This is a genomic window from Erwinia sp. B116 (assembly GCF_002865965.1).
GTDB lineage: Bacteria > Pseudomonadota > Gammaproteobacteria > Enterobacterales > Enterobacteriaceae > Erwinia.
In genome coordinates, this window is the sequence record NZ_JRZZ01000053.1 from 1 (window position 1) to 20510 (window position 20510).

The 20510-nt window shown below is 61.0% G+C and carries 20 protein-coding genes and 1 pseudogene; 13 read left to right on the forward strand and 8 right to left on the reverse strand.

Translation table 11 applies throughout. The features are described 5' to 3' along the window. Nucleotides 1-515, forward strand: a pseudogene (locus NV64_RS23515) (serine/threonine protein kinase); the annotation flags it as partial. An 8-nt stretch (nt 516-523) separates the two neighbouring features. On the opposite strand, the gene NV64_RS20990 reads toward NV64_RS23515, so the two are convergent. Continuing rightward, nucleotides 524-1201 (reverse strand): gamma-glutamylcyclotransferase, encoded by a 678-nt coding sequence (locus tag NV64_RS20990; RefSeq protein ID WP_056234453.1) that lies wholly within the window; start codon nt 1199-1201, stop codon nt 524-526. 314 nt (nt 1202-1515) lie between these two features. Here NV64_RS20990 and NV64_RS20995 point away from each other — a divergent pair, with 314 nt between their 5' ends. The 8 genes from NV64_RS20995 to chaA all read left to right on the forward strand — a co-directional run bounded on the left by NV64_RS20995 (nt 1516) and on the right by chaA (nt 10443). After that, nucleotides 1516-1704, forward strand: a complete 189-nt coding sequence (locus NV64_RS20995; RefSeq protein ID WP_101506697.1) for a type II toxin-antitoxin system HicA family toxin — start codon at nt 1516-1518, stop codon at nt 1702-1704. Nucleotides 1705-1766: 62 nt separating this feature from the next. Beyond that, entirely contained in the window at nt 1767-2177 is a 411-nt protein-coding gene (locus NV64_RS21000; protein WP_101506698.1) for a type II toxin-antitoxin system HicB family antitoxin, read from the forward strand. 262 nt (nt 2178-2439) lie between these two features. Beyond that, complete coding sequence (locus NV64_RS21010; RefSeq protein WP_056234444.1) at nt 2440-3363, forward strand: aminoimidazole riboside kinase; 924 nt, start codon at nt 2440-2442, stop codon at nt 3361-3363. 166 nt (nt 3364-3529) lie between these two features. Then, on the forward strand, nt 3530-5131 hold the full coding sequence (locus NV64_RS21015; RefSeq protein ID WP_101506700.1) for a carbohydrate porin: 1602 nt from the start codon (nt 3530-3532) through the stop codon (nt 5129-5131). A gap of 37 nt (nt 5132-5168) precedes the next feature. Continuing rightward, nucleotides 5169-6542: a sucrose-specific PTS transporter subunit IIBC gene (locus NV64_RS21020; protein WP_101506701.1), complete on the forward strand. Its 1374-nt coding sequence runs from the start codon at nt 5169-5171 to the stop codon at nt 6540-6542. Further along, the gene (locus tag NV64_RS21025; RefSeq protein ID WP_101506702.1) at nt 6539-7948 is read left to right on the forward strand and encodes a sucrose-6-phosphate hydrolase; all 1410 of its coding nucleotides are present in this window, start codon (nt 6539-6541) and stop codon (nt 7946-7948) included. Before NV64_RS21020 ends, NV64_RS21025 begins: the two co-directional genes overlap by 4 nt. A 28-nt stretch (nt 7949-7976) precedes the next feature. After that, nucleotides 7977-8993: a LacI family DNA-binding transcriptional regulator gene (locus NV64_RS21030; RefSeq protein ID WP_056234432.1), complete on the forward strand. Its 1017-nt coding sequence runs from the start codon at nt 7977-7979 to the stop codon at nt 8991-8993. 361 nt (nt 8994-9354) lie between these two features. Next, complete coding sequence (gene chaA, locus NV64_RS21035) at nt 9355-10443, forward strand: sodium-potassium/proton antiporter ChaA (protein WP_056234429.1); 1089 nt, start codon at nt 9355-9357, stop codon at nt 10441-10443. Between the two features lie 440 nt (nt 10444-10883). On the opposite strand, the gene kdsA is transcribed toward chaA, so the two are convergent. Genes kdsA through hemA form a run of 6 tightly spaced genes read right to left on the reverse strand, consistent with a single transcriptional unit; the run spans nt 10884 to nt 16195 of the window. After that, nucleotides 10884-11738: a 3-deoxy-8-phosphooctulonate synthase gene (gene kdsA, locus NV64_RS21040; RefSeq protein WP_056234426.1), complete on the reverse strand. Its 855-nt coding sequence runs from the start codon at nt 11736-11738 to the stop codon at nt 10884-10886. A 31-nt stretch (nt 11739-11769) separates the two neighbouring features. Continuing rightward, nucleotides 11770-12579 (reverse strand): invasion regulator SirB1, encoded by an 810-nt coding sequence (gene sirB1 / locus NV64_RS21045; protein ID WP_101506703.1) that lies wholly within the window; start codon nt 12577-12579, stop codon nt 11770-11772. After that, nucleotides 12576-12974, reverse strand: a complete 399-nt coding sequence (locus NV64_RS21050) for a SirB2 family protein (protein ID WP_056234421.1) — start codon at nt 12972-12974, stop codon at nt 12576-12578. Before NV64_RS21050 ends, sirB1 begins: the two co-directional genes overlap by 4 nt. An 8-nt stretch (nt 12975-12982) precedes the next feature. Beyond that, nucleotides 12983-13819: a peptide chain release factor N(5)-glutamine methyltransferase gene (gene prmC, locus NV64_RS21055; RefSeq protein ID WP_101506704.1), complete on the reverse strand. Its 837-nt coding sequence runs from the start codon at nt 13817-13819 to the stop codon at nt 12983-12985. Then, nucleotides 13819-14901, reverse strand: a complete 1083-nt coding sequence (gene prfA / locus NV64_RS21060; RefSeq protein ID WP_056234416.1) for a peptide chain release factor 1 — start codon at nt 14899-14901, stop codon at nt 13819-13821. The genes prmC and prfA overlap by 1 nt, the downstream gene beginning before the upstream one ends. 37 nt (nt 14902-14938) lie before the next feature. Next, entirely contained in the window at nt 14939-16195 is a 1257-nt protein-coding gene (gene hemA / locus NV64_RS21065; RefSeq protein ID WP_056234413.1) for a glutamyl-tRNA reductase, read from the reverse strand. 225 nt (nt 16196-16420) lie between these two features. On the opposite strand from hemA, the gene lolB reads away from it, so the two are divergent. The 3 genes from lolB to prs all read left to right on the forward strand — a co-directional run bounded on the left by lolB (nt 16421) and on the right by prs (nt 19034). Continuing rightward, nucleotides 16421-17050: a lipoprotein insertase outer membrane protein LolB gene (gene lolB / locus NV64_RS21070; protein ID WP_056234409.1), complete on the forward strand. Its 630-nt coding sequence runs from the start codon at nt 16421-16423 to the stop codon at nt 17048-17050. Further along, on the forward strand, nt 17047-17910 hold the full coding sequence (gene ispE, locus NV64_RS21075) for a 4-(cytidine 5'-diphospho)-2-C-methyl-D-erythritol kinase (protein ID WP_056234405.1): 864 nt from the start codon (nt 17047-17049) through the stop codon (nt 17908-17910). The genes lolB and ispE overlap by 4 nt, the downstream gene beginning before the upstream one ends. A gap of 176 nt (nt 17911-18086) precedes the next feature. Beyond that, nucleotides 18087-19034 (forward strand): ribose-phosphate diphosphokinase, encoded by a 948-nt coding sequence (gene prs, locus NV64_RS21080; RefSeq protein WP_146005531.1) that lies wholly within the window; start codon nt 18087-18089, stop codon nt 19032-19034. A 71-nt stretch (nt 19035-19105) separates the two neighbouring features. On the opposite strand, the gene NV64_RS21085 is transcribed toward prs, so the two are convergent. Next, on the reverse strand, nt 19106-19996 hold the full coding sequence (locus NV64_RS21085) for a LysR family transcriptional regulator (RefSeq protein WP_056234649.1): 891 nt from the start codon (nt 19994-19996) through the stop codon (nt 19106-19108). A gap of 109 nt (nt 19997-20105) precedes the next feature. Between NV64_RS21085 and NV64_RS21090 the strand changes: the two genes are divergently transcribed. Continuing rightward, nucleotides 20106-20510, forward strand: a 405-nt coding sequence (locus NV64_RS21090) for an MFS transporter (RefSeq protein ID WP_146005532.1), incomplete at its 3' end; no start/stop codon positions are given.

Sequence of the window (20510 nt, forward strand, 5' to 3'; positions counted from 1 at the left end):
TTGCCGGGGCAGCACCGGCAGCGATTCCCGCCGCTGATATTGCTGCACAGCCGGCAGCAGCATCAGCGGGTCTGACGCCAGCCGCCGCTCAACCCACCTCCGTGGCGATTAACCACGCGGCGGCAGCGGCGGCGCCAGTCACCCAGGCGGCGACGCCGCGGCGGCTGTCGCCCACGCTGCTTGGGTTAAGCCTGCTGTCGCTGGCGGCGGTGGCGGGCGTGGTGTGGATGCTGAATCGCGATGATGCGCCGGTCGCCGCCGCACAGGGTTCTGCCGTCGCCACGCCAGCGGCCCCTGCGGCCAGCTTAGCCACGGTCTATCTGCGGCTGAACAGCGGCGAGTCGCTGCTGGTGAACGGTAAGGTGCAGGCGGTGAAGGCGGACAGTGATGGCCTGGCGGTGCTGAACCTGGCAGCGGGCAGCTGGCAGCTGCAGGTGAAAAGCGCCGGCGGCGTGCGCCAGCAGCAGCTGACTATCGATCGTGCGGGCACCTGGCTGGTAAACCCGCAACCCTGAGGCCGACGTCAGCCGGCCAGCCCGTTATGGTTCTGCTGCAGGTCGCGCACCTTCTCCACCAGCCCGGTCAGGCAGTTATCGGCCATTCCGCGCTGCTGCAGCTCCTGCTCCAGCGAGAACAGATACTGCGCGTTGGTACCCAGCGGCCCGCTGGCCTGGGCGATCAGCGGCGCGATGGTCTGCGGGCAGGAGTCGGACTCATACAGCGGATGGCGCGGGTCCATAATAAACACCAGCGCCGTTACCGTACGGCCGTCATCCAGCGTCAGCCCGCACCAGGTCGGCAGGTAGCAGCCGGTGATCATCTCCCGCTTCCACAGCAGCTCCAGCTCCTCCTGCAGTTTCTCCTCCGGCAGGCGAAACGCCAGACCGCTGGTCTGCCCGCCCTCTTTCAGCGCCAGCATCCGTCCGGGCTGGTTGCGGGTGGCACGCCCGGCGGTCAGCCGCAGGCAGAATGCGCGGTGCCAGCCCTGCAGGGTGCCCGGCGCCGCTTCATCGGCCTCAAATACCGGGTTCCACATCAACGAGCCGTAGCCAAATATCCACACCGGGCTGTGATCGGGCCGGCTGGCCAGCGTCGCCGCCAGCGAGGCCGCGCGCTGCTCTTCGCTTAACAACAGCGCCAAATCAATATCGCCAAAGGCGGTCTTACAGTCCGCCCGTGCTAAAAAATCTCTGGTTAACATACCCCTCCTGCACCACTGCGTAACGTCCTGTTATTCATTGACTCACTTCCTGAAACTGGCCGTTTTACGATAAAAAACCGACCCGTCTGATGACCATATGCATTTCAGGGCCGTTCGGCAAGCCTGTAACCGGCTTCATAACAAAAAAGTGTTTTTTATCCCGCTGAAACACTAAGCGATCTCACGGACAGCGCCTGCAGTATCAAAAAACGCCGGCTGAACCGTGCAAAATGGTGGGTGCAGCACCTACAAAAATCATGGTTAACGTTCAAAATGATGGGTATTATACCCATACTTACTGACAGGGACAGCAGATGAGTAGCGAGGAGTTGATCCGGCAATTGCGGGCTGATGGTTGGCTCAGGCAGCGGCAATCTGGCAGTAATGTGACGCTGAGCAAGCCTGGAGTCATTAAAATTATTACCGTTCCCTATCCTCGCAAGGATCTGTCAAAGGGGATTATCAGACAGGCACAGGAAATATCAGGACTGAAACTGTTTTGAGCCTGATATCCGATTTGCCTGTTTACTGTTGAAATCGTCATTCTTAATCTGGTGAGGCTACGATGCTCTATCCAATCTTTGTTTTCATTAATGAAAGTGGCACCTATGACGGCTATTTTCCCGATATTGACGGGTGCTTTTTCTCCGGTGATAACCTGGAAGCGGCCGTACGTGATGCTGAAACGGCATTCGGCCAGCATATGGAAGTGTTCACTGAGATGGGCAATCCGGTGGTCGTTCCCCGCGATCCGGCCGCCTGGCTGGGGGACAGCCGTCTGAAAGAAGATGGCGGCTTTCTCACCCTGATTGAGCTGGATCCGGCGAAATATGAGAGAAAAGCGATCAAATTCAATCTGACGATGCCGGGGAATTTGCTCACGGCGATAGACCGTTATATTGAGAAAAACGGTCACTTTCGCAATCGTTCTTCCTTCCTCTCTGAGCTGGCGCGGAAAGAACTGGCCAGAGGGTAACGCCCTAAAAAGTCTCTGCGGGCGCCTGGTTTCGTGATACAGGTGCCCGCCATACTTTTTACCCCGCCGCTGCATGCGTACTTTCCTTTATCGCATCGCATCGCATCGCATCGCATCGCATCGCATCGCATCGCATCGCATCGCATCGCATCGCATCGCATCGCAGTCAGCGTAATTCCAGGTCGCAAAACAAGAACGGAATTCTTCCATTTTTTGCTAAACCAGTTTAGCTTACGCGTAAATGACCTTAAGGAGAGTGACGATGAGTAACAAAATCTGGGTGCTGGGCGATGCGGTGGTGGACCTGCTGCCGGAAGCGAATAACCGGCTGCTGCAGTGCCCCGGCGGCGCGCCGGCCAACGTGGCGGTCGGCGTGGCCCGGCTCGGCGGCGAGAGCGCCTTTATCGGCTGCGTCGGCGACGATCCGTTCGGTGAGTTTCTGCGCAGCACGCTGCAGCAGGAGCGGGTGGACACGCGGTATATGACCCGCGAAACCGGGCAGCGCACCTCCACGGTGCTGGTCGGTCTGGATGCCGACGGCGAGCGGCAGTTTACCTTTATGGTGCGCCCTTCCGCTGACCTGTTTCTGACCGCTGAACGGCTGCCGCGCTTTGCCGCCGGTGAAGGGCTGCACCTCTGTTCGATCGCCCTGAGCGCCGAACCGAGCCGCAGCGCGGCGATGCAGGCGATGGCGGCGGTGAAGCAGGCGGGCGGCTGGGTAAGCTTCGACCCCAACCTGCGCGACGACCTGTGGCCGGACGCCGCCGAGCTGAACCGCTGCCTGCAGGCGGCGTTTCAGGCGGCAGATATCATTAAGCTGTCCGAGGACGAACTGAACGTGCTGAGCGCGGCGGCCAGCCTGAGCGATCGCATCCACGATTTTGCGGCACGTTACCAGCCGGCACTGCTGCTGGTGACGCTGGGCGGCGCGGGCGTTTACGTCTGGCACCGTGAGCAGCTGCAGCACTATCCTGCCCCGAAAGTCAGCGTGGTGGATACCACCGGCGCGGGGGATGCCTTTGTCGCCGGGCTGCTGGCGGCGCTGGCGCAGGAGGCCAATCCGCTGGCCCCGGCCCGTCTGGCCGCAGCGATTGACCAGGCCCAGCGCAGCGGTGCCGCCGCCACCACCGCCAAAGGGGCGATGACCGCCCTGCCGTACGCCCGCGATCTCGCCGCAGCGGACTGAATACCGGCAGTAACCGCCCACACGAAGGCACAAATTGCTAACCCGGTCACAGTTCCTGAACCGGGTTAGCAAATCTGATTGAAAGGATCGGCCACGATCTTTTACCCTTCTTATCGAACCGGTTTAGCAAAACAATAAAACAACGCATACTCAGGGAACCGTTACGATGAAAAAAATAAGCACGCTGGCGCTGGCAATCGGTATTGCCCTTGCCACCCCTCTTTCCCAGGCCGCCACCCTTGATAGCCTGGAAGCACGGCTGATCGCTATGGAACAGCGCCTGCAGCAGGCGGAAAAACGCGCCAGTGACGCAGAGCAGCGCGCCGCCAGCGCAGAGAAAACCGTCGCCCGGCTGGAAACGCAGCGCGGCAACGCGCAGGCAACGGCCGGTGCTGCGGGTGCGGGTGCCTTTGCCAGTGCGCCAACCTCGACAACTCCGGCAGCCCCAAATACCGGCACCGCGTCTGCCGCAATCCCGGCCGCGCCTGCGGCACCCGCCCCCGCGCCGGTGGCCGGCAAACCGTCCTTTGCCGATGGCTTTGAATTCCACGGCTACGCCCGCTCCGGTCTGATTATGAACGACTCGGCGGCCGGCACCCAGAGCGGCCCTTACCTTACCCCGGCCGGCGAGACCGGCGGCGCGGTCGGGCGTTTAGGCAATGAAAACAACACCTACGTTGAGCTGAATTTCGAACATAAGCAGCAGCTGGCCAACGGTGCCACCACCCGCTTCAAGGCGATGCTGGCCGACGGTCAGCGCAGCTACAACGACTGGACCGGCGGCACCAGCGAGCTGAACATTCGTCAGGCCTTCGTCGAACTCGGCGAGCTGCCGGCGTTTAACGGCGTCTTCGATCACAGTACGCTGTGGGCCGGTAAACGCTTTGACCGCGACAACTTCGACATCCACTGGCTGGACAGCGACGTGGTGTTCCTCGCCGGTACCGGCGGCGGCATCTACGACGTGCAGTGGCGCGACGGGCTGAAAAGCAACTTCTCGGTCTACGGACGTAATTTTGGCAATATTGAAACCATCGATAACACCATCGAGAACTATATCGTCACCGCCAACACCTTTGCCGGCCCGTGGCAGCTGATGGTCAGCGGCATGCGCGCCAAAGACAACGATGAACGTATCAATGAGAGCCGCAACAACGCCAGCGCCGGCGACACCGGCGCACACGCCATGCTGGCGCTGCATAACGACAGCTTCTGGGGGCTGGCCGACGGCCAGGCGAAAACCGCGCTGCTGTACGGACGCGGGCTGGGGGCGGAAGTCAAAGGGCTGGGCTCTGACGGCAACCTGACGCAGCAGGCGCAAACCTGGCGGCTGGCCAGCTACGGCGTGACCCGTCTGAACCCGAACTGGAGCTTCGCCCCGGCCCTGCTGGCGCAGAGCAGCCGCGATCGCTATGCCGCCGGCGACGACTATCGCTGGGCGACGCTGAACGCCCGCTTTATTCAGGAGATTAACCCGAACTTCGCCATGGCCTATGAGGGCAGCTATCAGTATATGGATCTCGACCCGCAGGGCTATAAGCAGCGCCAGGCGGTTTCAGGCGGCTTCTGGAAGCTGACCGTGGCACCGACCTTCAAGGTGGCGGATATCGGCGACTTCTTCACCCGTCCGGAAATCCGCCTGTTCACCAGCTGGATGGACTGGAACAGCTCGCTGGACCGCTACGCCAGCGATGACGCCTTTGGCAGCAGCGGCTTCAGCGCCGGCGGCGAGTGGAATTTTGGCATTCAGATGGAAACCTGGTTCTGACCAGCGGCCACCGTCTTAACGTATAACAGGGGATAACATGGATATTGAAAAAACGGCCCGCGATCTGCTGCCGCTGCTTGGCGGCCGCGAGAATATCGCCAGCGCCGCCCACTGCGCCACCCGCCTGCGGTTGGTGATGGTGGACGACAGCCTGGTTCAGAAAGAGGCCATCGAGGCGCTGGAGGGCGTGAAAGGCTGCTTCCGTAACGCCGGGCAGATGCAGATTATTTTTGGCAGCGGGCTGGTTAACAAGGTGCATGCCGCCTTTATCCAGGCCGCCGGCATCAGCGAGTCGAGCAAGAGCGACGCGGCGAACATCGCGGCGAAAAAACTCAACCCGTTCCAGCGCCTGGCGCGGGTGCTGTCGAACATCTTTGTACCGATCATTCCGGCGATCGTCGCCTCCGGCCTGCTGATGGGCCTGCTGGGGATGGTCAAAAGCTACGGCTGGGCCGATGCCAGCAGCGCGCTGTTTATCATGCTGGATATGTTCAGCTCGGCGGCGTTTATCATTCTGCCGATCCTGATCGGCTTCACCGCCGCCCGTGAGTTCGGCGGCAACCCCTATCTGGGGGCGACGCTGGGCGGCATCCTCACCCACCCGGCGCTGACCAACGCCTGGGGCGTGGCGGGCGGTTTCCAGACCATGAACTTCTTCGGCCTCGACGTGGCGATGATCGGCTATCAGGGCACGGTGTTCCCGGTGCTGCTGACGGTGTGGTTTATGAGCCACTGCGAGAAGCGGCTGCGTCGGGTGATCCCGGACGCGCTGGACATCATCCTGACGCCGTTCCTGACGGTGGTGATCTCCGGCTTTGTCGCGCTGCTGATTATCGGCCCGCTGGGGCGCGGACTGGGCGACGGCATTTCGCTGGTGCTCAGTACGCTGATTGCCCACGCCGGCTGGCTGGCCGGGCTGCTGTTTGGCGGGCTCTATTCGGTGATCGTGATTACCGGGGTTCACCACAGCTTCCACGCCATTGAGGCCGGGCTGCTGGGTAACCCGTCGATCGGCGTCAACTTCCTGCTGCCGATCTGGTCGATGGCCAACGTCGCCCAGGCCGGGGCCTGTCTGGCGGTGTGGTTCAAGGTGCGCGACGTGAAAACCCGCAGCATCGTGCTGCCTTCCGCCTTCTCCGCGATGCTGGGCATTACCGAAGCGGCGATTTTTGGCGTGAACCTGCGTTATATCACGCCGTTTATCGCCGGCCTGGCGGGCGGCGCGGCGGGCGGCGCCTGGGTGGTGATTATGCACGTCAATATGACCGCCGTCGGGCTGACCGCCCTGCCGGGCCTGGCGATCGTGCAGGGCAGCTCGATGCTCAGCTATCTGGTCGGGATGGCGATCGCCTTCGGCGTGGCGTTCACGCTGTCGCTGCTGCTGAAAATCAGGCCGGAGAGTAAAGCATGAGTGAGTCCCGTTTACTGAACCAGGCGCTACGCGCGGTGCTCAGCGGCCAGCCGCGCGCTGCCGCCGACCGTCATCGCCCCGCCTGGCACCTCGCCCCCACCGTGGGGCTGATGAATGACCCGAACGGCTTTATTCAGTTTAACGGCCGCTATGTGCTGTGCTACCAGTGGAACCCGCTGGCCTGCGCCCACGGTGCCAAGTTCTGGGGCCAGTGGAGCTCGGCCGACCTGGTTCACTGGCGGCACGAACCGCTGGCGCTGGCTCCGGCAGAAGAGTATGAGAGCCACGGCTGCTACTCCGGCAGCGCGGTGGATAATCAGGGGGTGCTGACGCTGGTCTACACCGGCAACGTCAAATTTGCCGACGGCGGCCGCACCGCCTGGCAGTGCCTCGCCGAACAGCAGAGCGACGGCAGCTTCCGCAAGCTGGGGCCGGTGCTGGCGCTGCCGGAAGGGTACACCGGCCACGTGCGCGACCCGAAAGTGTGGCAGCACGACGGGCAGTGGTACATGGTGCTGGGCGCACAGGATCAGCAGCTGCAGGGCAAAGTGCTGCTGCTGCGCTCCGCTGACCTGCACGACTGGACGCTGCTCGGCGAAATTGCCGGCAGCCGGGTCAACGGGCTGGGTGATTTTGGCTATATGTGGGAGTGCCCGGACCTGTTTACGCTGGACGACAGCGACGTGCTGCTGGTCTGCCCGCAGGGGCTGCCCGCCGAACAGTACCGCTGGCGCAATACCTTCCAGAGCGGCTACTTCTGCGGCACGCTGGATTACCCGGGCGTGCAGTACCGCCACGGCGACTTTCACGAGCTGGATCACGGCTTCGAGTTCTACGCGCCGCAAACCACCCTGGCCGACGACGGTCGCCGGCTGCTGATCGGCTGGATGGGCATTCCCGACGGCGATGAATTCGCGCAACCAACCCGTGAGCACGGCTGGATGCACACTATGACCTGCCCGCGCGAGCTGACGCTGCACGGCGACCGGCTGCGCCAGCGGCCGGTGCGGGAGCTGCAGCAGCTGCGCGGGCAGGAGACGCAGCTGCGGGGCATCGCAGAGAACCTGCCCGCCGTCGATATCGGCAGCGCCGAGCTGGAGCTGACGCTGACCGGTAGCTGTCATTTCAGCTTTGCTGACACCCTGCATTTGAGCGCCGATCGCCACGGCCTGACCCTGCGGCGGCATAATCTGCGCAGCGGTGAAGAGGAGACGCGTTACTGGCACGGCGAGGTACGGCAGCTGCGTATTCTCTGCGATCGCTCCAGCGTCGAAATCTTTATCAACGACGGCGACGCGGTAATGTCTTCACGCTATTTCCCGCAGCCGGAGCCGCGGCTGCGCCTGACCGGCAACGCGCAAATTACCCTGCGTCACTGGAGGTTGCAGCAATGCGTGATAGAATGAGCCATTGAGCCTTTACGCGTAAGCCACTGTGACCAAAAGCAAACGTATCACCATCAACGATATCGCCAGGCTGGCCGGAGTCTCCAAGTCCACCGCCAGCCTGGTGCTCAACGGTCGTGGCAAAGAGCTGCGCGTGGCCGAAACGACCCGCCAGCGGGTGCTGGACGTGGCCCGCGAACAGCACTACCAGCCGAGCATTCACGCCCGCGCCCTCAACTCCAGCCGCAGCAACACCCTCGGGCTGGTGGTCCCGGAGATGACCAACCACGGCTTCGCCCGTTTTTCCCACGAGCTGGAGATGCTGTGCCGCGACGCCGGGCTGCAGCTGCTGATCGCCTGTACCGCAGAGAACGCCAGCCAGGAGACGCTGGCGGTAAGCAATCTGATCCAGCGCCAGGTTGACGGGCTGATCGTGGCCTCCAGCCAGCTAAACGACAGCGACTATCAGAAAATTAACCAGCAGCTGCCGGTGGTGCTGTTTGACCGCCATCTCGGCGAGTCGACGCTGCCGCTGGTCATCACCGAAGCCACCTCTCCCACCGCCACCCTGCTGGAAGCCGTGGCGCGTGAGGGCTATGAAGAGATCTACTTTTTCGGCGGCCAGCCGCGCATCTCACCGACCCGCGATCGGCTGGCGGGCTATCGGCTCGGGCTGGAACGCGCCGGGCTGGCGGTCAGGCCGGAGTGGATTATGCACGGCCATTACCATGCCAGTTCAGGCTATGAGATGTTCGCCGAGCTGTATGCGCGGCTGGGCCGGGTGCCGCAGGCGCTGTTCTGCGCCGCCTGCGGGCTGCAGGAGGGGGTGCTGCGCTACCTGAGCCAGCACGGGCTGTTAAACACGCCGATGCACCTGTGCAGCTTTGACGACCACTATCTGTATGATGCGCTGTCGGTGCGTATTGATACCGTTGAGCAGGACGAGCGTCTGCTGGCGTGGAACTGCTTTGAGATGATCGGACAGCTGATTGAGGAGCGCCCGCTGGAGCAGCCGCAGCGCTGTCTGCCGGCGCGGCTGAAGTGGCGGCGGGCAAAACCGCTGTAATCTTCACTGGTTGAGAGCGGTTGTTTTTCAAGCTACCATTTATAACTGCCTGACTAACTTTTAGTTGTTACAGTGCTGTTTTAGGGCTTAACCAGCCGCATTAACATCGCTTTAATCATGCAAATAACATTTATCGCAGTCGCAATATCACTAATTTATATAGTCTTATTTAGGATGCTTATGATAAATAGCACCTCCATTCATTTTTTACCAATATTCCGTAAAATTCCGTAAAGTCTCCACGAGCCCCCTTAAAAAAGGTTACACTTTAGGCACTTGTCGCTGATACTTCATGCGACACCTTTAAACTGACCGGGAATTTCCCTTTTCAGGTCACGGAACAGAGCAGGAGCGTTAGCCTATGAGTGCATCCGAGAGCAAGACCCGTCACAAAGAGTACTCCCTGATTTTGACTGCTGCCGCGATGGCCGTTTTATGGTTATGGGGCGGAACTAACTCATTACCCGCAGTGATCGGTATTAACCTGCTGGCGCTGGTCGCCATTCTCAGCAGCGCCTTTAGCGTGGTGCGCCACGCCGACGTGCTTGCCCACCGCCTCGGCGAACCTTACGGCTCGCTGATCCTCAGTTTGTCGGTGGTGATCCTTGAGGTGAGTCTGATTTCTGCGCTGATGGCGACCGGCGATGCCGCACCGGCGCTGATGCGCGATACGCTTTATTCCATCATTATGATCGTTACCGGTGGTCTGGTCGGTTTTGCGCTGCTGCTTGGCGGGCGCAAGTTTGCCACCCAGTACGTGAATCTGGCCGGGGTGAAGCAGTATCTGATTGCGATTTTCCCGCTGGCGATGATCGTGCTGGTGTTGCCGGACGCGTTGCCGGGTGGCAATTTCACCACCGGCCAGGCGCTGCTGGTGTCGGCGATTTCCGCGGCGATGTACGGGGTGTTTCTGCTGATCCAGACCAAGACGCATCAGAGTCTGTTCGTGTATGAGCATGAGGATGACGGTGACGATCCGCATCATGGTAAGCCTTCCGCGCATTCCAGCGCCTGGCATACCGGGATGTTAGTGGTGCAGTTGATTGCGGTTATTGCGGTGACTAAGATGAACGCCAATACGTTGGGTTCATTGCTGGAGACGCTGAAGGCGCCCGAGGCCTTTACCGGTTTCCTGGTGGCGTTGTTGATTCTGTCTCCCGAGGGGCTGGGGGCGATTAAGGCGGTGCTGGCCAATCAGGTGCAGCGCGCGATGAATCTGTTTTTTGGTTCGGTGCTGGCGACGATTTCTCTGACGGTGCCGACGGTGACGATTATTGCCACGCTGACCGGGCAGGAGTTGATTTTCGGGCTGGAGTCGCCGCAGATGGTGGTGATGGTGTCGGCGCTGGTGCTGTGTCAGATTTCGTTTTCGACCGGGCGCACGAATGTGCTGAACGGGGCGGCGCATCTGGCGCTGTTTGTGGCGTATCTGATGACGGTGATGCTGTGATCCTTTTTGGATTCGGTGCTTAAGTCGTCTTTGGGCTTCGGTGCTTAAGTCGTCTGTGCGATCGAGAGTGCCAGCCGTCATGCGGGCGACCCTCCGCGGGTTACCCCGCTGCGGGCTCATCCCGCTGCCCTCCCTGATAATTTGCCGTGTCGTTGTCTGGTTGAGTCTTTTAAGGGCCCGTTGTCTGTTTGATCGAGTGTGTGGACGTGTTGTCTGTTGGAGCGAGAGTTTCGGGCCTGTCAGCGGGCGACCCTCCGCGGGTTACCCCGCTACGGGCTCATCCCACTGCCCTCCCTGATAATGGGCGTCAGTGTTGTCTGAGTTAGCTACATTGACTAGGTTGGATGGGTTGGCAAGATTAGGCTGGTTGGGTGGGTATTATGCGAAAAAAAGCCACCTTTTTAGGGTGGCTTTTTTGCGTCTGGCGATCGGGCGCGGGTTTAGTTGCTGGTGTCGAGCGCCGGGAAGCTTTTGACCAGGTCGTCGATGGCTTTCATCTGGGCGAGGAACGGCTCAAGTTTGTCCAGCGGCAGCGCGGATGGGCCGTCGCATTTGGCGTTGGCCGGGTCCGGGTGGGCTTCGATAAACAGGCCGGCGATGCCGACGGCCATGCCGGCGCGCGCCAGTTCTGCCACCTGGGCGCGGCGGCCGCCGGAGGCAGCACCGAGCGGGTCGCGGCACTGCAGGGCGTGGGTGACGTCGAAGATCACCGGGCTGTTGCCGGAAACCTGTTTCATGATGTTGAAGCCGAGCATGTCTACAACCAGGTTGTCGTAACCGAAGTTGGCTCCGCGATCGCAGAGGATCACTTTGTCGTTGCCGCCTTCGGCGAATTTGTCGACGATGTTACCCATCTGGCCGGGGCTGACGAACTGTGGTTTTTTCACGTTGATCACCGCGCCGGTTTTGGCCATCGCTTCCACCAGATCGGTCTGGCGGGCGAGGAACGCCGGCAGCTGGATGACGTCGACCACGTCGGCCACCGTCTGCGCCTGGCTGGCTTCGTGCACGTCGGTGATGATTTTAACGCCGAAGGCCTGTTTCAGCTCCTGGAAGATTTTCATCCCCTCTTCGAGGCCCGGGCCACGATAAGAGTGGATAGAGGAGCGGTTGGCTTTGTCAAACGACGCTTTGAATACGTAAGGGATGCCCAGCTTCTGGGTCACGGTAACGTAATGCTCGCAGATACGCATCGCCAGGTCGCGTGACTCCAGCACGTTCATACCGCCAAACAGGACGAATGGCAGGTCGTTTGCGACCGGGATATCGCCAATATTAACCACTTTCTGATTCATTTCATCGCCTTATCATTCAGGTTCACTGAAGTTAGTGAAGGGTAATCTGTTTCTGTTCAATCGAGTGGATCTGCAGCTTAATCATGTCGCTGATCGGATCTTCCGGGCACTGTTCAACAAAGTAGGTCAGGTCGTTCACCGCCACGTGCTCGCAGTCGAGCTGGGCGAAGATCAGCCCACGGTCGCGGATTTCATAAGGGTCTTCCGGATCCATATCAATCAGCAGCTGGCTGACCTGCAGCGCCATTTCCATCTGCTTTTCATCCATCAGCGCCGCTTTCAGGGTGTCGAGCATTTTGCGCAGCACGCTGAGCGGTTCCGATTCCTGTAAATCTTCTTCATACAGCTCGGCCACCGGGCCAATATTGCCCTTCAGCCAGACTTCCAGCGTGTGGTCGTCGAGGGTATCACCGTCAAACGGGTTAATCAGCGACACCTCCTCGTTTATCCACTCGGCACGCAGGATCAGCTGGGTGGGGAAAATTACCGGGTAGAGCGGCAGCTCCAGTTCGCCGGCGATATGCAGGAAGATCACCCCCAGCGAGACGGCGGTTCCCTGGCGGGTATGCAGTACCTTATCCAGCCACAGGCAGTCAGACAGGCGATACACGCCGCTGGCACCGCCAAACCCCCACTGGTGCCAGAACAGCGCGATCAGCTGCTCCAGCTGTAAGTCGGCGGCCAGATCGGTCGGGATGGCGGCCCGCGCCTCGGCGACCAGCTGCGCCAGCTGCGCGCGTACCTCGGCCGACGGGAAGTCACCGCGAATGCTTTCTGACGCGTTCAGCACCGCCTCACTCAGCGGCGCGGCGGTAAAATCAAATTCAGCTATGGACGTCATACAAACCCCAACAGTGGCATTTTAGTTGTAGCTATCCTTACGATTGCCACCAGCGCGGCCAGGGCCACAATAAACGCAATCCAGCGCACCTTCTGCGCGCGTGGACGTTTGCCCAGGGCGATAAAACCGAGAGCGATATAGATAATAACGCCAAACAGCTTCTCAGTCAGCCAGCTGCCCTGCGGTGAAAAGGGATAAAAGTGGGTAACCGTGACCAGCAGCACGCCTGACAGCAGCAGCAGCGTGTCGTTAAGGTGGGGGATAATGCGCACCCAGCGCTGTTGCAACAGCGGTGAGCCGCGCAACAGCCAGCAGAAACGCAGGATAAACATCAGCGCGGTAAGGACAACCGTCAGCAGATGAAAGTGTTTCAGCGGCAGATACCATTCGGCCATAAGACTCCTTAAATACGCGTTTTTTGCCCGCAGGTGACCCGATCGTTGCCGCCGTAGTCCTGGCAGGTGGCAATATGGGCAAAGCCCTGAGCGGCGAGGATCTGCCGTACGGCAGCACCCTGCTGCCAGCCGTGCTCCAGCAGCAGCCAGCCGTTGTCCAGCAGATGCGCGGGCGCGTCGGCGGCAATCGCCCTGATATCGGCCAGGCCATGATCGTCCGCCACCAGCGCGCTGGCCGGTTCAAAGCGCACGTCACCTTCGGCCAGGTGGTGGTCGGCGGCATCAATATAGGGGGGATTGCTGACGATCAGCGCAAACTGCTGCCCGGTCAGCGCGCTGAACCAGTGGCTGTGCAGGAAACGGGCGTTGGTCAGCGAGAGCTTCGCGGCATTATGCTGCGCCAGCGCCACCGCGGCCGGGATACGATCGACGCCAGCGATCGCGCACTCCGGCCGCTCGCTGGCGATGGCCAGCGCAATCGCGCCGGTGCCGGTGCCGAGGTCGAGCACCTGGCCGGGGCCGGCGGGCAGGCGCAGCAGCGCCTGTTCCACCAGCACTTCGCTGTCCGGCCGCGGGATCAGCGTCTCCGGTGACACGCTGAGCGGCAGCGACCAGAACTCGCGCTCGCCGGTCAGGTACGCCACCGGCTCACCCGCTTCGCGGCGCGCCAGCAACGGCTCCAGCGCGGCCAGCTGCTGCGCGTCCAGTTCGCGATCGTCAAAGGCGATCAGCCAGCTGCGTGTTTTGCCGGTCACCTGCCCCAGCAGGATCTCCGCATCACGCTTCGGGCTGTCGCTGGCGGCCAGCCGCTGGGTGGCCGCACGCAGCCAGCTGCGGATCTGCATCAATCCTGCCCGGCGAGTGCCGCCAGCTGGTCGGCCTGATACTCCTGCACGATCGGCTCGATCAGCGCATCAAGCTTGCCTTCCATCGCCTCATCCAGGCGGTAGATGGTCAGGTTAATGCGGTGGTCAGTAACGCGCCCCTGCGGGAAGTTGTAGGTACGGTTACGGTCGGAGCGGTCGCCGCTGCCCAGCAGGTTACGCCGGGTAGAGGACTCTTCCTGATGGCGACGGGCCATCTCGGCGGCGTGAATACGCGCGCCCAGCACCGACAGCGCCTTGGCTTTGTTTTTGTGCTGCGAACGCTCATCCTGACACTCCACCACGATGCCGGTCGGCAGGTGGGTGATGCGGATCGCCGAGTCGGTGGTGTTCACGTGCTGACCACCGGCCCCGGAGGAGCGGAAGGTGTCAATTCTCAGATCGGACGGGTTAATGTCCGGCAGCTCGGCCTCCGGCAGTTCCGGCATCACCGCTACCGTACAGGCCGAGGTGTGAATACGCCCCTGCGATTCGGTTTCCGGCACGCGCTGCACGCGGTGGCCGCCGGATTCAAACTTCAGACGCCCGTAAGCGCCCTCGCCGATCACTTTGGCAATCACCTCTTTGTAGCCGCCGTGTTCGCCTTCGTTAGCGCTCATCACCTCCACCTTCCAGCGGCGGGATTCGGCGTAACGGCTGTACATACGGAACAGATCGCCGGCGAAAATCGCCGCTTCGTCGCCGCCGGTGCCGGCGCGCACTTCGATAAAGCAGCTGCGTTCGTCATCCGGATCCTTCGGCAGCAGCAGGACCTGCAGCTGCTGCTCAAGGCTTTCGCTGGCGGCGCGGGCCGCGGTCAGCTCTTCCTGCGCCATTTCACGCATTTCAGGATCGCCGAGCATCATTTCTGCGGTTTCGATATCTTCCTGGGTCTGCTGCCACTGGCGGAAGCACTGGGTGACATCCGTCAGCTGCGCATACTCCCGCGAGAGCGCGCGAAAACGTTCCTGGTCGGCGATCACGCCAGCGTCGCCCAGCATCGCCTCCACTTCTTCGTGGCGCTCCTGCAGGGCTTCCAGTTTAGCAACAATAGAAGACTTCATTGATGGTGTTTTACCTTGTCAAAAAGAGGCGTAAACGCTATTCCAGCCCGAGGCCGTCGCGTAAAATTTGCAGGCGTTCGCCATCGCCATCGCGGGCGGCCTGCTGAAGGGATTTGGTTGGCGCGTGGATCAGGCGGTTGGTCAGTTTGCGGGCGAGGTCACGCATCACCTCTTCGGCGTTGGCACCGTTCTGCAGCGCCGCCAGCGCGCGCTCTTCCAGCTCGCTGCGCACCTGCTCGGCCTGCGACCGGTACTCGCGAATGGTTTCCACCGCGCTCTGCGCACGCAGCCACGACATAAATTCGCCGCTCTCCTGCACCACGATGGTTTCCGCCTGCACGGCAGCGGCTTTGCGCTGCGCCAGGTTGCTTTCGATAATCGCCTGCAGATCATCCACGCTGTAGAGGTAGGCGTTAGCCAGTTTGCCGACTTCCGGCTCCACATCACGCGGTACCGCAATATCCACCAGCAGCATCGGCTGGTTACGGCGCTGCTTCAGCGCGCGTTCAACCATACCTTTACCGATAATCGGCAGCGGGCTGGCGGTAGAGCTGATAATAATATCGGCTTCGGCCAGCCGTGCATCAATCTCCGGCAGGCTAATCACCTCCGCCCCCACTTCATCGGCTAACGCCTGAGCGCGTTCGCGGGTGCGGTTGGCGATCATCAGTTTTTTTACTTTATGCTGACGCAGATGGCGCGCGGCCAGTTCAACGGTCTCGCCCGCCCCGACCAGCAGCACGGTCACGTCGGCAAGGGATTCGAAAATCTGCCGCGCCAGGGTACAGGCGGCAAACGCCACCGATACCGCATTGGCACCGATTTCTGTTTCGGTACGCACGCGTTTGGCGACGGAGAAGGATTTCTGGAACAGGCGTTCAAGCTCGCTGGAGAGCGAGTGGCCGCGCTGGGAGTCGGCAAAAGCTTTCTTCACCTGGCCCAGGATCTGTGGTTCACCCAGCACCAGCGAGTCCAGCCCGCTGGCCACGCGCATCAGGTGGCTGACCGCCTCGTCACCCTGGTGCCAGTAAAGGCTTTTACGCACCTCATCGACGCTGAGCTGATGGTAATCACACAACCAGCTGACCAGCTGCTCCTGCAGGTTCTCCTGCTGTTCTACACTGAGGTAGAGCTCGGTGCGGTTACAGGTAGAGAGCACCACACCGCCCTGCACCAGAGGCTGCGCGTGCAGGCTGTTGAGCGCCAGCTCAAGCGTGTCTGGTGAGAAGGTCACACGCTCGCGCAGTGCAACAGGGGCCGTTTTGTGATTGATGCCGAGAGCCAGTAACGTCATGGTACGAGGTTGGGGTAATCCCACAGTTGTCAGGGTTTTGTGAAGCGCATTCTACAAGATGCGCGGGATCAATAAAAGCTATGCTTCATCTATCACTGTAACAAGCTCTGCCTCATATCCTTATTTTTGAGACCTTTTAAGCATTGACGCCGCCGCGTTAGCTGGTTAGCGTGACGGCTTGCGCGGCATGACTGCCCGAAACGAGTACAAGGAGCTTTTCTGACTATGTTAATGCCGACTCGCCGCCTGATGCGGCTGCTTCCTCTGGCCGCCGTGGTGCTGGCTGGCTGCGTAAGCACTACCGACCAGACCGCAAAACCGGGCCAGAGCCCCGACTCCCCGCAGTGGCGCCAGCACCAGCAGGCGGTGGCTAAAATCACCCAGTTCCAGACCCGCGGTGCCTTCGCCTACCTGAGCGATAAGCAGAAGGTGTATGCCCGCTTTAACTGGCAGCAGACCGCGCCGGATCGTTACCGCCTGCTGCTGACTAACCCGCTGGGCAGCACCGAACTTCAGCTTGACCAGCAGGGCCAGGTGGCACAAATCGTCGATAACAAGGGCAAACGCTACGTCAGCCGTGATGCCGCCGATATGATCTCCCAGCTGACCGGTATGGCGATCCCGCTGGAGAACCTGCGCCAGTGGATGCTCGGCCTGCCTGGTGAAGCCAGCGACTACCGGCTGGATGACCAGTACCGCCTGCGTGAGGTTAACTACAGCCAGGGCGGTAAACAGTGGCACGTCACTTACCAGGGCTACGACAGCAAGCAGAACCCGACGCTGCCATCGAACCTTGAGCTGACCGAAGGCAGCCAGCGCATCAAACTGAAAATGGACAGCTGGACCGTTAAATGACAACCGAATGGCCTTCGCCGGCAAAGCTGAACCTGTTTCTTTACATCACCGGCCGTCGCGCTGACGGCTATCACGATCTGCAAACGCTGTTTCAGTTCCTCGACTACGGCGACACCCTGCGCATTGAGCCAACGCAGGATGGCGAACTGCGCCTGCTTACGCCGGTGCCCGGCGTGCCGGATGCTGAAAACCTGATCGTGCGTGCCGCCACGTTGTTGCGCGATCGGGCGGCAGCACGGGGTACCCTGCCCGAATCTGCCGGAGCGCGGCTGGCGGTAGACAAGCGCCTGCCGATGGGCGGCGGGCTGGGCGGTGGCTCTTCCAATGCGGCTACGGTACTGGTGGCGCTTAATCACCTGTGGCAGACCGGCTTCAGCCTGGCCGAGCTGGCCGAGTTCGGCCTGCAGCTGGGTGCCGACGTGCCGGTATTCGTGCGGGGCTTTGCCGCCTTTGCCGAGGGCGTGGGTGAACAGCTGACGCCGGTGACACCGGCCGAGAAGTGGTATCTGGTCATGCATCCGGGGGTCAGTATCGCTACGCCACAGGTGTTTAACGATCCCGACCTGATTCGCAACACGCCAAAGCGACCTCTGGTGCAGCTTTTACAGGCAGATTTCCACAATGATTGTGAGTCAGCCGTAAGAAAACGTTTTCGCGAGGTTGAATCGCTGCTTTCATGGCTGCTAGAATACGCGCCGTCGCGCCTGACCGGAACCGGTGCTTGTGTGTTTGCCGAATTCAATACCGAGCAATCCGCCCGTCAGGTGCTTGAGCTGGCCCCGAAAGGGCTGCAGGGTTTTGTTGCGCGGGGCGTTAACGTCTCGCCGCTGCACCGCACCCTTTCAGAGCAACTGAGCTGATGTGACAGTGTCACCCGATCCGGATACTGCACATCGCTAACCATTTAACCCTGAGTAGCCGGTACCGCGTACACTATACTCAGGGGGAAATACACCCGTATGAAAACGTTTGCGGTATGTCGCCCGGTACCGTTTACGCTTTTTCATTCTCTGGACGCAAGCCTGAGGTTCTTCTCGTGCCTGATATGAAGCTTTTTGCTGGTAACGCCACCCCGGAACTAGCACAACGTATTGCCAACCGCCTTTACACCAGCCTGGGCGACGCCGCCGTCGGTCGTTTCAGTGATGGTGAAGTGAGCGTACAAATCAATGAAAATGTACGCGGTGGTGATATTTTCATCATCCAGTCCACCTGTGCCCCAACCAACGACAACCTGATGGAACTGGTTGTGATGGTTGACGCCCTGCGTCGCGCTTCCGCTGGTCGTATTACTGCGGTTATCCCTTACTTTGGCTATGCACGTCAGGACCGCCGCGTGCGTTCTGCCCGTGTGCCTATCACCGCCAAAGTGGTAGCCGACTTTCTCTCCAGCGTAGGCGTTGACCGCGTTCTGACTGTGGATCTGCACGCTGAACAGATTCAGGGCTTCTTTGACGTCCCGGTTGATAACGTATTTGGTAGCCCGATCCTGCTGGAAGACATGATGCAGATTGGCCTGGAAAACCCGATCGTGGTTTCCCCGGACATCGGCGGCGTGGTTCGCGCCCGTGCTATCGCTAAGCTGCTCAACGACACCGATATGGCGATTATCGACAAGCGTCGTCCGCGTGCTAACGTCTCCCAGGTGATGCATATCATCGGCGATGTTGCGGGCCGTGACTGCGTGCTGGTTGACGATATGATCGATACCGGTGGCACCCTGTGTAAAGCCGCAGAAGCGCTGAAAGAACGCGGCGCTAAACGCGTCTTCGCTTACGCAACTCACCCAATCTTCTCGGGTAACGCGGTGGAAAACCTGCGTAACTCGGTGCTCGATCAGGTGGTAGTGTGCGATACCATCCCGCTGCCTGCTGAGATCAAGGCGCTGCCTAACGTGCGCACCCTGACCCTCTCCGGCATGCTGGCTGAGGCGATCCGCCGCATCAGCAACGAAGAGTCTATCTCTGCGATGTTCGACCACTGATCGCCCTCGCCCGCCTGTCCGGCGGGCCTGGCCATCGGCTAAAGGGACCGGCTTAACCGCCGGTCCTTTTTTTATGGCGCAAGGCCGATGTGTTCTGCCAGATAGTCAATCAGCACCCGCAGTTTTGGCAGCAGATGGCGGTTGCCCGGCCACAGCAGGGAAAACTGCCCACCGGCGGTAATATGCGCATCCAGCACGCTGGACAGTTCTCCGCATTCCACATATTCCTGCACCGCGAAATCCGGCACGTAGATCAGCCCCAGTCCGCGCCGGGCGGCGGAGATCTGCGCCTCCAGGTTGTTAAACACCAGCGGGCCACTCAGTGCCAGCCCGCTCTCTGCCCCACCGGTAAACTGCCACGGCTGCAGCTGGCCGCTGCCGGAAAAACGGTACAGCAGGCAGGCATGAGCCGTCAGATCCTGCGGCCGCTGCGGTACGCCTCGCGCGGCAAGATACTCTGCTGATGCCACCAGCCGGAAACGAAAGCTGCCGAGCCGGCGTGCCTTCAGCCGCGAGTCGGCAAAATCACCGCTGCGCAGCACCGCGTCATAACCTTCGCCGATCACGTCCACCAGCCGGTCGTTAAAATCCAGATCCAGCTCTATCTCCGGATAGCGGGCAGTAAAGCCGGGCAGCAGCGGCAGCAGCAACCGGTAGCCTATCGCCGGAAAACTCAGCCGCAGCCGCCCGCGTGGCTCGGCCATCAGCCGCGACAGCTCCTGCTCCGCTTCTGTCAGCTCCTGCACCACCCGCAGACTGCGCTCAAAAAACAGCAGCCCCTCTTCGGTCAGGCTCAGGCTGCGGGTGCTGCGGTTAAACAGGCTGACGCCGAGGCTGCTCTCCAGCCGCGCCACGCTTTTACCAATCGCCGAGGCCGACACGCCCAGACGCTCGGCGGCGGCCACAAAACTGCCCAGCTGCGCCGCCTGCACAAAGGCATGCAGCCCGCTCAAACTTTCCACGCTGCTCATTCGCGACTTTTTGTCCTTTATCTCCGGTCCTAAAGCCCGTTTATCACTCTGTCACGCCAATTTATCCTGCTTCTTTAATAATGAGAAGTGGAGATTACCGATGAGTTCACTGACCCTTGCGGCACATAGCAGCCGCTGGAGCATTGTGGCGGTGTGCAGCGCCGCGCTGATGCTGCCGCTGAGTTTTTCCGCCGGGGTGATCGCCACCCCGGCCATCGCCGTCAACCCTGGTGGTTCGCCGCTGGCACTGAGCTGGATAACCAACGCCTTCCTGCTCAGCTTCGGCAGCCTGCTGATGGCGGCAGGCACGCTGGCTGACCGCTATGGCCGCAAACGGCTGTTTATGACCGGCGTCAGCCTGTTTACCCTGCTGTCGCTGCTGACGCCGTGGCTGCCATCGGTGGTATGGCTGGATGCCGTGCGCGCGCTGCAGGGCGCGGCGGCAGCGGCGGCACTGGCGGGCGGCAGCGCCGCGCTGGCTAACGCCTTCGAGGGCCACGCGCGG

Excerpts from the sequence above, each read along its gene's own strand:
- chaA (WP_056234429.1), top strand. The coding sequence starts at position 9,355 with ATGAGTGCATCCGAGAGCAAGACCCGTCACAAAGAGTACTCCCTGATT.
- sirB1 (WP_101506703.1), bottom strand. The coding sequence starts at position 12,579 with ATGACGTCCATAGCTGAATTTGATTTTACCGCCGCGCCGCTGAGTGAG.
- hemA (WP_056234413.1), bottom strand. The coding sequence starts at position 16,195 with ATGACGTTACTGGCTCTCGGCATCAATCACAAAACGGCCCCTGTTGCA.
- NV64_RS21010 (WP_056234444.1), top strand. The coding sequence starts at position 2,440 with ATGAGTAACAAAATCTGGGTGCTGGGCGATGCGGTGGTGGACCTGCTG.
- lolB (WP_056234409.1), top strand. The coding sequence starts at position 16,421 with ATGTTAATGCCGACTCGCCGCCTGATGCGGCTGCTTCCTCTGGCCGCC.
- NV64_RS20995 (WP_101506697.1), top strand. The coding sequence starts at position 1,516 with ATGAGTAGCGAGGAGTTGATCCGGCAATTGCGGGCTGATGGTTGGCTC.
- ispE (WP_056234405.1), top strand. The coding sequence starts at position 17,047 with ATGACAACCGAATGGCCTTCGCCGGCAAAGCTGAACCTGTTTCTTTAC.
- prfA (WP_056234416.1), bottom strand. The coding sequence starts at position 14,901 with ATGAAGTCTTCTATTGTTGCTAAACTGGAAGCCCTGCAGGAGCGCCAC.
- NV64_RS21015 (WP_101506700.1), top strand. The coding sequence starts at position 3,530 with ATGAAAAAAATAAGCACGCTGGCGCTGGCAATCGGTATTGCCCTTGCC.
- NV64_RS21000 (WP_101506698.1), top strand. The coding sequence starts at position 1,767 with ATGCTCTATCCAATCTTTGTTTTCATTAATGAAAGTGGCACCTATGAC.
- NV64_RS20990 (WP_056234453.1), bottom strand. The coding sequence starts at position 1,201 with ATGTTAACCAGAGATTTTTTAGCACGGGCGGACTGTAAGACCGCCTTT.
- kdsA (WP_056234426.1), bottom strand. The coding sequence starts at position 11,738 with ATGAATCAGAAAGTGGTTAATATTGGCGATATCCCGGTCGCAAACGAC.
- NV64_RS21050 (WP_056234421.1), bottom strand. The coding sequence starts at position 12,974 with ATGGCCGAATGGTATCTGCCGCTGAAACACTTTCATCTGCTGACGGTT.
- prmC (WP_101506704.1), bottom strand. The coding sequence starts at position 13,819 with ATGCAGATCCGCAGCTGGCTGCGTGCGGCCACCCAGCGGCTGGCCGCC.
- NV64_RS21020 (WP_101506701.1), top strand. The coding sequence starts at position 5,169 with ATGGATATTGAAAAAACGGCCCGCGATCTGCTGCCGCTGCTTGGCGGC.
- NV64_RS21025 (WP_101506702.1), top strand. The coding sequence starts at position 6,539 with ATGAGTGAGTCCCGTTTACTGAACCAGGCGCTACGCGCGGTGCTCAGC.